The sequence below is a fragment of the Candidatus Clostridium stratigraminis genome, from assembly GCF_045310675.1.
Lineage (GTDB): Bacteria > Bacillota > Clostridia > Clostridiales > Clostridiaceae > Clostridium_AT > Clostridium_AT stratigraminis.
This window is the reverse complement of the sequence record NZ_JBJHZZ010000016.1, coordinates 28,507-42,185: the sequence shown is the minus strand read 5'-3', so window position 1 is coordinate 42,185 and position 13,679 is coordinate 28,507. Positions and strand designations below refer to the sequence as shown.

Sequence of the window (13,679 nt, the reverse complement as noted above, 5' to 3'; positions counted from 1 at the left end):
CATAGTAACAGATGGTTACTACAACAAGTAAAGAAAAACCTCAGGCTTGACCTGAGGATATTTATTATTTTTGAGTAAGTAACTAATTTAAAAGTATGTTATAATTTATGTTTCAACATTATTTTCCACTTATAATAACTTGATCTATAAGGGATACTAAGGCTTGTACACCGTTAGCCTTTAAATGTACACAATCAGATGAAAAGTAATCAGGATGATTTATTGCTAAGGAGTACCAATCAATCAATGTAATATTATTATTTTCCTTAGACTTTTTATTTAAAGCGTCATTTACTACCTTTTCCCATGGGCGCGGTACTCGGGTGTTTATTAAATAAATATGTGCTTTTGAGAAAGAATTAAGCAAAGTATCTATCTGTTTGTCAGTGAAATAACCATTTGTTCCAAGTTCAATAATAACTGCATTATCTGCATTATTAAAAGCAGCATAGGCAGGAGCTAATTCAACTGCTTGATTTAATTGCCTGCCAACCTTAGCATCAATTGTGAGATTAGTATGATTTTTGTTTAAGTCTGCAGCAATATCAAGCATAATAGAATCTCCAATAGCTAGCATTTTATTATAGGTCTTATCCTTTGACATAGAACTTGCTTTACTTTCGTCAATAGAGCTTGTCTTAGAGTTATCTGTAGAACTTGTTGTAGGATTATCAGCAGAGCTTGTCTTGGAATCTTCAATTTCAGAAGTCTGCTTTGAATTATTTATAGCCATTTTCATTGTAGACGATTCACTCTTTCCCGCCTGTACTTTATCCTTCTGAATACTTTTGATACAAGAGGTAAATAAAGCTAGTACTAAAGGTAGTATGATAATAACGGAAATTCTTCTAGCTAAAACTGGTTTTTCAAATTTAAAAATATTAATAGATAAGTACTTCATTAATATATTTTTAAACCCATATTTTCTAATAGGCATTTCGATGAAGCTATATGAAAGCTCAGCAATAATAAATATAATAGCTAGCTGTATAATTACACGCCAGTACACTGGATTTCCTAATTCATATACCGGAGTACTTAAAATAATAATAGGATAATGCCAAAGGTAAATTCCATAGGATCTTTTACCAAGCCAACTTAAGGGTTTTCTTGAAAGTAAGCGGCCTAAATAGCAGCTAGGATGAGAAATACAAGCTATTAGTATAGCTGCATCTATACTAATAAGCAGCATACCTCCTCTATATAGAAACGTTTTATATTCATTAGTGAAAATAACACTGAGAATAAAAACAGTAAGAGTAATAATACTTGCAATATTTATTGTATTTCTTAGTTTAATAGTTGTTTTTTTAGAGGATACTTTGTTAATTGGCCAAATAATTGCCAATAAGCCTCCTATTAGGAGTTCAAAGGCACGAGTATCTGTCCCATAATAGACACGGCTGGGATCCTCTCCAGGCTTATACATTAGGGCCATTAACATTGCGGAACATATAGTTATTATAAAAACAAAACCTGTAAGTTTTGACCGCTTTTTAAAAATCTTTTTACCTGCTAGCAGTACAATGGGCCAGACAATATAAAATTGCTCCTCTATTGCTAAGGACCATAGATTCTTTAAAGGTGAAGGTGAACCAAAGCTGTCGAAATACGAGAGTTTATGAAAAATAAACCACCAATTGCTTATATAAACAAGAGAGGAAGCTGCATCTCCCTTTAGTGTGTTCACTATTTCGGGATGTAATAGTGATGTCCATACAAAAATGATTATTATCATTACGTAAACAGCCGGCAGCAATCTTCGAATACGTTTAATCCAAAATTCACGTAAATTAAAATTATGATTCCGTTCTTGTGATGTCAAAATATTTGAGGTTATAAGATAACCAGATATAACAAAAAATATATCAACACCTAAAAATCCTCCTGCAGCCCAACTGAAACTAAAATGGTAAGCTACTACAGCTAATACTGCAAAGGCTCGAAGCCCATCTAAGCTAGCTATATAACTATGACTTTGCGTATTATCTAACATAAAAATCTCCTTTCATCAATAAAATCTTTAATTTTAAAAAGAAGTTTCAAGCAAATCTATAATAAAATATATAGGATTTTTACAGCCATTCTTAATAATAGACGCTAAAAAGATACTAAAAGTTTTAAAAATATTTATATTTCTACACAAGTTATAAGATATAAAATATAACAAAGACAGCAAAAAATATTTTAATTTTCTGCTGTCTTTATAATTACATCCCAATTTAATATGTATTTGAGATTTTTGTTTAAAATTACCTCAAAATGCATATTACTAAATTAATAATTATAAAGTATTGGGGTGATTATAATGGGATATGATGTGAAATACAGCCTTGAAAATTATATGGCATTAATAAAAGGAGAGATAGGAGAAAAAAGTCCTATTGTTATTAAACATATACTTTTGGGAACAGGCACTCCAGTAGAGGCAATATTAATATATGTTAACGGTCTTGCAGATAAGACAATAATAGACAGAGATGTTTTAAATCCTTTGTTATTATCTATTAATGAGAATTTAAGTGGCAAACCGGATCTAGTTGGCTATTTATCAAAAAAATATATAGCTATGAGTAACACCGATGTTCAAAACAATTTAAATGAAGCAATTATCAATATAAAAAGGGGAAATGCAGTTATATTTATCAATAATGTAAAGGAATTTCTCATTATTGATACTAGAGGAGGCATGTATAGACAAATAACCGACCCCTTTATAGAAAGTGCTTCTAGAGGCCCTAGAGAAAGCTTTGTTGAAAATTTAGAAGCCAATATGAGCATGGTAAGGAGATATATCAAGGACAAGAATTTAGTTTTTGAAAGATTTACCTTAGGTCAGAGGACTCAAACTGATGTTTTAGTTGTTTATCTAAAAGATGTAGCAGATGATAATGTGGTCAATGAAGTAAAAGAAAGGATAAGAGTAATAGACGCTGATCGAACTAATGCAGCAGGAATAATAGAGCAATATACAGAAGACAGCACATATTCCATATTTCCTCAAGTTAACATAACTGAAAGAGTTGATAAGACGTGCTCTCATATATTGGAGGGGAGAGTATGTCTGTTAATTGAAGGTGCACCGAATGTAATGACTGCGCCTGCCATTTTTACAGAGTTTTTTCACGCTGTAGAGGATTATTATGATAGGACAATTGTTGCCAACTTTGTACGTTTAATAAGGTTTTTGGCCATATTTATAATTATTACTGCTAGCCCCTTATATCTAGTATTCATTAAGTTTAATTCTGAACTTATCCCAGTAAATTTTATTTTACCTATCATAGAATCAAGGAGAGGCATCGCCTTAAGTCCACTATTAGAAATAATACTTATGGAAATAGTAATGGAGTTTTTAAGAGAGGGAGGACTTAGATTACCAAGCAAAATTGCGCAAACCTTAAGTGTTGTTGGAGGTATTATTGTTGGTGATACTGCTACAAAGTCAAAGTTTGTAAGTCCAACAACCCTATTTGTTATAGGGATATCCGTAGTGGCGACCTTTGTTATAGTAAATTATGAAATGTCCTTGGCCCTTAGATTTTTGAGATTCCCAATGTTAATTTTAGCAGATTTACTGGGAGTGTTTGGAATTACAATCGGATGGTTTATTTTGTTAGTACATTTGCTTTCCTTAGATAGCTTTGGGGTACCTTATTTAACTGTGAATACAGGATTTCAAGATAAATTTTTAAGAAGTCCACTGTGGAAGATGAATAATAGAGGTGAAGGGATTCCACATAAAGATAATATAAGACAAAAGGATTTTAGGGTTAAATGGAGGAAAAAGAAGAATGAAAAAGGTTGGAGTAAATGATATTACTGCTAATCAATTCATGTATATTTTAATAGGTACTATGATAGGAACGGGTGTGCTTAGTCTTCCGAATTATATGGCGAAGGGTGCAAAGCAAGATGGTTGGGTTTCTGTAGTTATTTCTCTATGGTATCCCTTATATATTGTAATCTTAGGCATATACTTCTCTAAAAAATATCCTAATGAAGATATATTAAAGGTAAACATAAAATATTTTGGAAAAGTTATAGGAAGCCTGCTGTCTCTTTTATTTACTATACAGTTTTTAGTTGGTCTTGTTTCAGTTTCAGCGGGTTTTTCCAATATTTCCAGAGTTTATATAGTAGATTTCTTAACTCCATCCAAGATAATTTCTCTAGTTTTACTTTTAGGGCTATATGGAACATTTCAAGGGCTAAAGGTAGTTGGCAAAATAAGTGAGATATCCTATTATTTTTTAATAGTATTACTTTTCGTACCTTTATTAGTATTAAGAGATGGAAGTTTTTTAAATATTTCTCCTATATTTGGATATGGAATAAAAAACATTTTAAAGACAAGTAATGATGCCATATTTTCTTACTCTGGCATAGAGATAATATTTTTCATATATCCTTATGTTACTGAAAAAAATGAGATAGCCAAAAGAGCTGTTAGAGGAGTCTTAGTCACTACAGCTATATACACTTATATTACCTTTATGACCATATTCTATATGGGACCAGATGTAATATTACAAGAATTTTGGTCTGTTATGGTAGTAAATGAAACTGTCAACCTTCCTTTTATAAACAGCTTTAGATTTATATTTATGTTCTTTTGGTCTTTAATGATATTTAAAACAATTGTAAATCAATATTATAGCTTTAGTTATGGCATAAGTAATTCTATTTTCAAATTTAGAGTTCAAAAGGTATGTTTCTTCATATATCCCTTTTTACTTTTTCTGGCAATAAAGTATGGTAATGAAATAAGCAGAAGGAACTTATTAGAAAAACTTAATCCTTTAATAATATATTTTAATTTAATCTATCTCACTTTATTAGGCATAGTTGTTCATTTTAAGAAGGTGAATAAAAATGAGATTTCATAGATATGTTTTAGTTAGCTTAGTAATCATTGCTTTAATTGCATATTTCCTCAGTGGAGTTTATAGAGTACCGGTAGAAAAGGTTTCTGTTGCCTCAGCCATTGGTTATGATTTGGATGAGACAATAGATGGAATTGTCATTCATAGCGTGCCAATAACCATTTATAATATAGATGAGAAGATGAATAGCTCCACAACTCACGTATCTAAGGGTTTAACTCTTGCACAAACTAGAGAATCAAGACAGACAAGGATAGACAAGAAATTCTTGCTTGGCTTTGAAAGGGTTTATATAGTTAGTGAAACTATGGGTACTCATGGAATAAAAGAAATAGTAGATGTATTGATACATCATCCTCAAGTTAATGACACGTCTTTATTTTGTTTATGCAAAGGAAAAGCTGAGGATATTATGAAAATGAAGATAGAGGGCTATCCAAGTTCTGGAGACTTTATTGAAGGCTTAATAAAGAGTTCTCGAGAATATAATTTTTATTCTAAAAATTATAAACTAATAGATATATCACTGAGGCTTCATGCTGAAGGAAGGAATGTAGTAATTCCATACATTGAAGCTAAGGATGGCAATATTATTATGTCAGGCCTTGCTATTTTTCAAAAGGAAAGATTAGTTAAGGTTATTAATATAAAGGAAACAAAGGAGCTAAATTTATTAAGAGAAAATAATGTGACTGGAATGATTACTACAGAAGACTTTGGAGAGAAATATGTAAACTTTTTTGGAAAAAGTAAAAGAAAGGTACAATGTTTGAGGGAAGGTAACAATTATAGATTTATTATTAACTTAAATATAATAGGCGATGTAACAGCAAATGAAAAATACGAAGATATTATAAATCACCCCGAAATTGAAAAAGAAATAGAAGAAGCACTTGCAAAAAAAATTAAGGGAAAATGTGAGAGGGAATTACAGAAAATAAAAAGTGAGTACAAGATAGATTGCTTGGAGCTTGGAAGAATAGCAGCTGCAAAATATGGAAGAAACACAGGAACTGATTGGGATAAAGTAATAACCAGTTCCCCAATAGAGGTTAATGTAAAAGTGAAAATTGATAAAGTGGGAAGAGCAGATGTTTAAGGTTTTTGCCCTATTTTTTCTCCCATAAGAACGGAGGTTTCAAAACCTAAGCTTGTTTGATTTAATATTTCATCATCAATTTTTATTAAGTTTGGCTCAAAAAATAATATTACTGTAGAGCCGCCAAATTTAAAATATCCTTTTTCTTCCCCCTTTTCTACCCTTTTATTAGGTTCATAGCTTTGAATTATTGAACCAACACAGGTTGCACCAACTTCTATATATAAAATTTCTTTAAAGTTATCAGAATGGAGTATGCTCCATTCTCTTTTATTTTCACAAAATAATTTTTGTACTTTATCTAGAGCTATTGGACTCACGGAGTAATAGGCACCTTTAATTTTAACTTCCTTACTGCATGTTCCTCCGTCTACAAAATGAAAGCGGTGATAATCAGTAGGACATAATCTTAAAATTAAACAGGTTCCACCATCATATTTTAAAGCAGTTTCATCATCTTTTATTAGTTCTTTCAAACTGTAAGTAAAGCCTTTAACTTGAATTAATTTTTCTAAATCTATATTTTCATAGGCTAATAACTTCCCATCTCCAAGGGAAATTAAAGCATTACTATCCATATCAATAGGTCGTGCTTCCTTCTTTAGTTTTCTATAGAAAAAGTCATTAAAGGATGCAAAATCCTCAGTAGCCTTTTCGAAGCTTGAAGGATCTAAGTTAAATCCTCTTATAAAGCTGTTTATTTTTTTTCTGCTGGAATTTCTATCTGCATATAAGCCATAGATACTTGAAAAAAGTTTCTTTTTTACTACCAATTCTAATAGTTTCATTCCAATTGGGGAAGAATATATCCAATTTAAATATTTATCCCCGGCTATCTTTTCAACTTCATAGCTTTTATTTTTTCGATTATAATATTTTATCATAGGTATTCCTCTCCAAAGTCATATACTTAATTTCATTCTATTATTATATAGTATTTTATTTTATCACAAAAAACATTTCTTAACTAGATTGTTTGACAAGTCATAGAAAATTACCTAAAATTAATCTTAACAAACAAAATTAATACTGACTGGTCAATAATATAATAACTAAGTAAAATCAAATTTGGAGTGATTAATTATGATGAGTAAAACCAAAAGAGATATATTTGAAGCTGCTATTAGAATATTTTCTATAAGCGGCTATGATAGTGCTACCATGGATGATATTGCTCAAGATGCTGGGGTGGCTAAGGGTACTCTCTACTATCATTTTAAAAGTAAAGAAGAGTTATTTAAATATATTATTACAGAAGGAATGGAGTTAATAAGTGAAGAATTAAATGAAGCTGCCTTAAAAGAAAGCAGCTCCTTGGATAAATTGAAGTCAATTTGCAATCTTCAATTAAAAATGATTTCAGAGAAAAGAGATTTTTTTAAAGTTGTTATGAGTCAGCTGTGGGGGCAAGAAGTAAGGCAGCTAGAACTTAGAGATTTTATAAAGAAATATATAAGCAAAATAGAAATATTTTTAAAGCAGGCTATGGAAGATGGTGTTATTAAAAAAGAGGACTCTAGTTTTATGGCCTATACCTTCTTTGGAACACTTTGTTCAACAGCAGTCTATGAATTAATTAATGACGGTAAAAGCAATATCGATGTTATTACTGAAAAGGTTATGGGTTATATACTTCATGGAATACAATCTTAAATTTATAGTTAATTAATTATATTAGGCTAAGATGATTTGTTAAAAGTTACAAGCTTTAATTATTTTATATAAGTTTTCAAATAGAAGATGCAATAGGCCATATGGCCTATTATCTTCTATTTTTTTATTATCTAATAATTTTACAAAACCTATTGACATATATAAAAAAATGAGATATAACTATAACTGACCAGTCGGTATATACTGGACAGTCAGTATAAAATGAAGGGATGATACTATGAATTTCATTAGAATCGCAAAAAGAGATATTGTTAGTATTTTTAAAAACAGATTCTTAAGAGTATCTGTAATCGCAATAATTATAGTACCTCTTTTATACAGCTTACTTTATCTCTATGCATTTTGGGATCCTTATAGCAAATTAGCTGATCTGCCTGTAGCAGTAGTTAATCTCGATAAGGGGAGTACCTTAGATGGAAAGGATGTAAACTATGGAAAAGACTTAGTTGATAACCTTAAAGATAACAAGAGTGTAGGCTGGAAATTTGTATCTAAAGAAGATGGTGAAGCAGGCGTTAAGGGAAGCAAATATTATGCAATGTTTGTAATTCCTGAAAACTTCTCAAAAAATGTGCTCAGCGCCAAAGATGGTACACCAAAACAATCAGAAATTTCCTACGTTGCAAATGAGAAAAGAAACTTTCTTGCGGCTCAAGTTAACAGCAAGGTAGTAGTAGAAATTAAATCTGAGCTAACCAAAAATATAGTTAATGAATACACAAAAGCAGCCTTTGATAATCTTTATGAGGTAAAGGATGGCATGCAAAAAGCAGCTGATGGCAGCAAAGATTTATATGATGGTACATCGCAGCTTAATGAGAAGGTTCCTCACCTTACAAATGGTGTAAGTAAGCTGTACAAGGGCTCAAGTGATTTAAGCAGCGGATTAAATCAGCTTGGAAATGGAACAAATACTTTAGCCTCAAGCTTAGCAGCAGCAAAGGATGGTGCAGCATCACTTGATACGGGAGCTAATCAATTGCAAGCTGGTTTATATCAGGTTGGTGCAGGCTTAACTCAATTAAATTCAGCTGTAAGTAAAGATACTAGAGAAAATATTAGCTTGTCTACTGGAGTAAAGTCTTTATATGATGGAATAACAAATAGTGATCCTACTAAAGGCCTTAGTTCAGCTGTAGCTCTTTTAAATACCAAGGTAAATACAAGCTCTGATCCATTTCATCCAAGCTTAGTAAATGGAATGAGTGGAGCTTATACAGCTTATAACAGTCAAATAGTAACTATGGTTAAACAGGCTCAAGTGCTTGCAGCTAATGGTGATGCAGCAAATGCAAACAAAATACTATTAGGTCTTGTTCAAACTATGAGTACAAGTGCAAATCCTTCAGCACCTAATTACATTTCTATTAATAAGGCACCTACGTTTTTTGATGCAATGTATTCCTTAAATGATGGGATTACAAACTCTGATCCAACGAAGGGTTTGGGAGCAGCAATAGGCGTATTGAACACAAAGGTAAATGTGGGAACAGATGCTATGCATCCAAGTTTAGTTGCTGGAGTAACGGCAATTAATAATGGAGTCAACGTTGGCAGCAGTACCAGCCCAAGCTTAGTAAGTGCCGTAGCTCAATTAGATAATGCTGTAAATGTAGGTTCAAAAGATCAGCCAAGCGTGCTTACAGGAATAAATCAAATAAAAAATGGCACAGCTCAGCTAATGTCAGGAATGACCGCAGCAGCAGCTGGTGCAAATGAGCTTTCAATTGGTGCAAAACAATTAAATGAGGGAGGAACTCAATTAAGAGATGGACTAAGTACTTTAAATAGTAATATTCCGGAGCTTAATAATGGAGTTTCTAAGCTTTACGATGGCTCAAAGGAATTAAAGGATAAGTTAAAGGATGGCTCTGATAAGATAAATAAGAATCTTATAAATAGCAGCAATACAATGGCAGAGTTTGTGTCACAGCCTTTAACAATTAAAGAAAGTCCAATAGATCCAGTTAAAAATTATGGAACTGGCTTTGCTCCATATTTCATCCCGTTATCTTTATGGGTTGGAGCTCTACTGATGTTCTTTGTTATTACTGACAAAGTAGATGATGATATAAATGCAAGTCCAGCCTCTATAGTATTAGGAAAATATTTATCCTACGGATATATTGGAATTATACAAGCGGTTCTTGCAAGTGCAATAGTTATAGTGCTTGGCCTAAGACCTAATAATGTACCGCTGTATTTCTTATTTAATATTATATTATCACTTGTATTTATTGCTATAATGCAAAGTTTAATATTCCTTTTAGGAATGGCTGGAAGACTGCTATCTATAGTTTTATTAATACTTCAGTTAACAGCTTGCGCTGGTACTTTCCCATTGGAAATTGTACCAAAATTCTTCAAGGTTATTAATCCATACATGCCATTTACCTATGCGGTATCTGGCTTAAGGGAAGTCATTGCTGGACTTAATTACGCTGTATTTACTAAGGATGTTTCGGTGCTTTTAGGCGTAATGGTAGCATTCTTGTTAATTTCAGTATTATTTAAAGGTCATGCTGATAAAGCACAAGAAAAGTTCAGAGAGGCAAATCAAGATATTAATATGGCATAAAATAAAAAATGACTGGGGTTGTTTAAAAATATATTTTAGACAACTCCAGTCATACTCAATTTATTTATTGCTTAAAATTTATATTGTGTAAAATATATAGGATTAATATAGGTTAATATATTTCCAATATATAGTTAATACTATTGACAATAAAAAAAAGATGTAATAGAATATGAGGGTAAATTAATAATCTGTGTGTATAGCTCAGCAGGATAGAGCGACGGTTTCCTAAACCGCAGGCCGGGGGTTCGAATCCCTTTACGCACACCAAAAAAGTGAGATGCATAAGTAGTATCTCACTTTTTTACATACCATTTTATTTGCAAATTGTTTAAAAGTAATTAACAGTTAATATTTAGTATCGTAATAAATTTGTAACAGATTACAGTTAATATATAAATGTAGCAGTTAAACAATTAAAGTTACCCCATCCTGTAGCAGTAGGTTTTTATTAAAACCTACTGCTATTTTATTTTGATATTTAGTAAGAAGATAAATAAGAATTTACATTTTCTTAATGTAAAATAACAATAATAGTGTTATAGTAATCTTGAGGTGATAATATTGGAAAATTCATTAAGTTTAGAAGAGTTCAAATTACTTGCACTTCAATATCAAAGAAATAAGAAAAGAGATAGGGAAAAATACAAGAAAAAAGCTGATGAGGACTTATATTGTTATCTAACAAAAAGGTCATTACAAATAAAAAAACGATGTGGATATTTTTGATAAACAAATGAGCCTATATGGCTCTTTTACTATTTAGTGTCATAATATTGAATTTATATTTCAAAGTCATTATGTTATACTAATTAGAATATATAAGTTTAGAGACTATTTAAGATATTAGAAGTAGAGGTAATTATTATGTCGCTGACAACAAAAAAGGCTCTTGAAGCCTCTTTAAAAAATCTTCTTTTGCAAAAACCTCTAGATAAAGTTACGGTTTCTGATATAGCAGCAGATTGTGGGATCAATCGCATGACTTTCTATTATCATTTTAAGGATATATATGACTTAATAGAGTGGGTTTGCGTGGAGAATGCAGCCAAAGTCATTGGTGGTAAAAAAACATATGACACTTGGCAGCAAGGTTTTTTACAAATTTTCAATGCTGTGCTCCAAAACAAAGCTTTTATTATAAATGTTTATCATTCTATGAGCCGTGAGCAAGTTGAAATCTATTTATATAAGCTCACATATGATCTTATGATAGGTGTTGTAGAGGAGCAATCTGCAGAGATGAGCGTACGGGAGGAAGATAAAAAATTTATAGCCGATTTCTATAAGTTTGCCTTTGTGGGAATAATGCTGGAATGGATACGAAACGGAATGAAAGAGGACCCTGTGTCCATTATTGATCGCCTGAGTGTATTGATACAAGGAGATATCATAAAGGCCCTAAATAAGTACCGTATAGACAAAAATTAATCAAAAGTGCTTATTTGATTAAAGTTTTTACAAATTTGCCCCTATGATGAAAGTTTCATCATAGGGGCAAATTTGTTTATTGTGGCCGCACTAAAGCAGCAGTATTCTATATTCAGAAACTAAAAATAATTTAATGGAGGTAAGGGTATGTATTATTCAAGTGGTAATTATGAAGCATTCGCACGTCCACTAAAGCCAGAAGGTGTTGATCAAAAGTCTGCCTACTTAATAGGATCTGGTTTAGCAGCACTGTCTGCGGCATGTTTTTTAGTTCGTGATGGGCAGATGAAAGGTGAGCACATTCATGTACTTGAGAAGGACCCCATTCCTGGAGGATCCTGTGACGGCTATCAATACGCCGACCGCGGTTTTGTAATGCGAGGCGGCCGAGAAATGGATAATCATTTTGAGTGCATGTGGGATATAATGCGTTCCATACCATCAATTGAAACAGAAGGAATCAGTGTTTTAGATGAGTATTATTGGCTCAATAAGGCAGATCCAAACTATTCACTCTGTCGTGCCACAGTAAAGCAAGGAGTGGATGCACATACAGATGGAAAATTTGGATTGTCTGATAAGGCTTCAATGGAAATTATGCATCTCTTTATGATGCCTAATGAAAAACTGTACGATGTCCGTATTGACCAAATCTTCAGTGAAGAAGTGCTGAACTCCAACTTCTGGATGTATTGGCGAACTATGTTTGCCTTTGAAAACTGGCATTCTGCATTGGAAATGAAGCTGTATCTGCAGCGTTTCGTACACCATGTAGGTGGTTTACCTGATTTCAAGGCACTCCGATTCACAAAATATAATCAGTATGAGTCACTAATCTTACCTATGGTAAAATACCTTAAGGATCATGGAGTTCAATTTCACTACGATACTAAAGTTGTCAATGTTGAATTTGATATACAACCGGATAAAAAGATAGCTAAGCGTATCATATGTCTCCACCAGGGTGAAGAAAATAACATTGATCTTACTGAGGATGATCTTGTGTTCATAACCAATGGAGGATGTACTGAGAATTCTTCTTTAGGTAATCAGAATCAACAGGCTCAGATGGATACAGAAATCAAGGACGGCAGCGGCTGGGATATGTGGTGCAAGATTGCTATGCAAGATCCATCTTTCGGACGTCCTGACAAGTTCTGTACTGCACCCGAGAAAACAAATTGGATGTCTGCTACAGTAACTACTTTGGATCAGCGTATTGTTCCTTATATCAAGAAAATCTGCAAGCGTGATCCTTTCAGCGGTAAGGTGGTTACAGGCGGTATCGTAACAGCAATGGACTCTAACTGGCTTCTAAGCTGGACCTTCAACCGTCAGCCTCAATTCCGTGCACAGCCAAAGGATCAGCTTGTAGGGTGGATATATGGTCTGTTTAGTGACAAGCCTGGTAACTTCGTTAAGAAGACCATGCTTGAATGCACAGGTAAGGAAATCTGCATGGAATGGCTGTATCATTTAGGTGTTCCAGTAGATCAGATTGAAGAACTTGCAGAAAACAGTGCCAACACAGTTCCCTGCATGATGCCTTATATCACAGCCTTTTTCATGCCTCGAAGAGAGGGCGATCGTCCGAAGGTTGTACCAGAAGGAAGCGTGAACTTTGCCTTTATTGGTCAATTCGCTGAGACCCTTCGAGATACTATTTTCACTACCGAGTATTCTGTTCGTACCGGTATGGAGGCAGTTTATACCCTGCTTAATGTTGATCGTGGAGTGCCTGAGGTTTGGGGCAGCGTATACGATGTGCGCTCACTTTTAGATGCCACAGTTAAGCTTTCTGATGGAAAGAAGCTTACAGATAAGGAGCTTCCCTTCAAAGCAAAAATTGCACTAAAGGAAGCTCTGAAAAAAGTAAAAGGTACTGAGATTGAAAAGCTTCTGAAAGACTATAAGGTTATTTAATGAGACCGTAAGGAAATAATGTATTATCTATAAAAAAGGGGTTATTGCAAAATTACCGTAGTTAGATTATATTTTGCAAAAACCTCTT

At 32.8% G+C, this 13,679-nt stretch carries 9 protein-coding genes and 1 tRNA gene; 8 read left to right on the top strand and 2 right to left on the bottom strand.

Going from position 1 to position 13,679, the window contains the following annotated elements:
• Window positions 1-118: 118 nt before the first annotated feature.
• Complete coding sequence (locus ACJDUG_RS15600; protein WP_406770795.1) at window positions 119-1,996, bottom strand: acyltransferase family protein; 1,878 nt, start codon at window positions 1,994-1,996, stop codon at window positions 119-121.
• A 312-nt stretch (window positions 1,997-2,308) separates the two neighbouring features.
• Between ACJDUG_RS15600 and ACJDUG_RS15595 the strand changes: the two genes are divergently transcribed.
• From ACJDUG_RS15595 to ACJDUG_RS15585, 3 genes are read left to right on the top strand one after another with little or no spacing between them, the layout of a single operon-like run.
• Window positions 2,309-3,817: a spore germination protein gene (locus ACJDUG_RS15595; RefSeq protein WP_406770794.1), complete on the top strand. Its 1,509-nt coding sequence runs from the start codon at window positions 2,309-2,311 to the stop codon at window positions 3,815-3,817.
• Window positions 3,795-4,889 (top strand): GerAB/ArcD/ProY family transporter, encoded by a 1,095-nt coding sequence (locus ACJDUG_RS15590; protein ID WP_406770793.1) that lies wholly within the window; start codon window positions 3,795-3,797, stop codon window positions 4,887-4,889. The genes ACJDUG_RS15595 and ACJDUG_RS15590 overlap by 23 nt, the downstream gene beginning before the upstream one ends.
• Window positions 4,876-5,985, top strand: a complete 1,110-nt coding sequence (locus tag ACJDUG_RS15585) for a Ger(x)C family spore germination protein (protein ID WP_406770792.1) — start codon at window positions 4,876-4,878, stop codon at window positions 5,983-5,985. Before ACJDUG_RS15590 ends, ACJDUG_RS15585 begins: the two co-directional genes overlap by 14 nt.
• Here ACJDUG_RS15585 and ACJDUG_RS15580 read toward each other — a convergent pair.
• Window positions 5,982-6,869: a phosphatidylserine decarboxylase gene (locus tag ACJDUG_RS15580; protein WP_406770791.1), complete on the bottom strand. Its 888-nt coding sequence runs from the start codon at window positions 6,867-6,869 to the stop codon at window positions 5,982-5,984. The two genes, ACJDUG_RS15585 and ACJDUG_RS15580, sit on opposite strands and share 4 nt — an antisense overlap.
• 202 nt (window positions 6,870-7,071) lie before the next feature.
• On the opposite strand from ACJDUG_RS15580, the gene ACJDUG_RS15575 reads away from it, so the two are divergent.
• The 5 genes from ACJDUG_RS15575 to ACJDUG_RS15555 all read left to right on the top strand — a co-directional run bounded on the left by ACJDUG_RS15575 (window position 7,072) and on the right by ACJDUG_RS15555 (window position 13,591).
• Window positions 7,072-7,638 (top strand): TetR/AcrR family transcriptional regulator, encoded by a 567-nt coding sequence (locus ACJDUG_RS15575; protein ID WP_406770819.1) that lies wholly within the window; start codon window positions 7,072-7,074, stop codon window positions 7,636-7,638.
• A 238-nt stretch (window positions 7,639-7,876) separates the two neighbouring features.
• Window positions 7,877-10,237, top strand: coding sequence for a YhgE/Pip family protein (locus tag ACJDUG_RS15570; protein ID WP_406770790.1), 2,361 nt, complete (start codon window positions 7,877-7,879; stop codon window positions 10,235-10,237).
• 193 nt (window positions 10,238-10,430) lie between these two features.
• A tRNA-Arg gene (locus ACJDUG_RS15565) sits at window positions 10,431-10,507 on the top strand.
• Window positions 10,508-11,104: 597 nt separating this feature from the next.
• Window positions 11,105-11,668 carry a TetR/AcrR family transcriptional regulator gene (locus ACJDUG_RS15560; RefSeq protein WP_406770789.1) on the top strand — a complete coding sequence of 188 codons (564 nt, stop codon included), beginning with the start codon at window positions 11,105-11,107 and terminating at the stop codon, window positions 11,666-11,668.
• Between the two features lie 147 nt (window positions 11,669-11,815).
• Window positions 11,816-13,591, top strand: a complete 1,776-nt coding sequence (locus ACJDUG_RS15555) for an oleate hydratase (protein WP_406770788.1) — start codon at window positions 11,816-11,818, stop codon at window positions 13,589-13,591.
• The last annotated feature ends 88 nt before the right edge of the window (window positions 13,592-13,679 follow it).

Coding starts and splice junctions, on each gene's coding strand:
- ACJDUG_RS15600 (WP_406770795.1), bottom strand. CDS start 1,996: ATGTTAGATAATACGCAAAGTCATAGTTATATAGCTAGCTTAGATGGG.
- ACJDUG_RS15595 (WP_406770794.1), top strand. CDS start 2,309: ATGGGATATGATGTGAAATACAGCCTTGAAAATTATATGGCATTAATA.
- ACJDUG_RS15590 (WP_406770793.1), top strand. CDS start 3,795: ATGAAAAAGGTTGGAGTAAATGATATTACTGCTAATCAATTCATGTAT.
- ACJDUG_RS15585 (WP_406770792.1), top strand. CDS start 4,876: ATGAGATTTCATAGATATGTTTTAGTTAGCTTAGTAATCATTGCTTTA.
- ACJDUG_RS15580 (WP_406770791.1), bottom strand. CDS start 6,869: ATGATAAAATATTATAATCGAAAAAATAAAAGCTATGAAGTTGAAAAG.
- ACJDUG_RS15575 (WP_406770819.1), top strand. CDS start 7,072: ATGAGTAAAACCAAAAGAGATATATTTGAAGCTGCTATTAGAATATTT.
- ACJDUG_RS15570 (WP_406770790.1), top strand. CDS start 7,877: ATGAATTTCATTAGAATCGCAAAAAGAGATATTGTTAGTATTTTTAAA.
- ACJDUG_RS15560 (WP_406770789.1), top strand. CDS start 11,105: ATGTCGCTGACAACAAAAAAGGCTCTTGAAGCCTCTTTAAAAAATCTT.
- ACJDUG_RS15555 (WP_406770788.1), top strand. CDS start 11,816: ATGTATTATTCAAGTGGTAATTATGAAGCATTCGCACGTCCACTAAAG.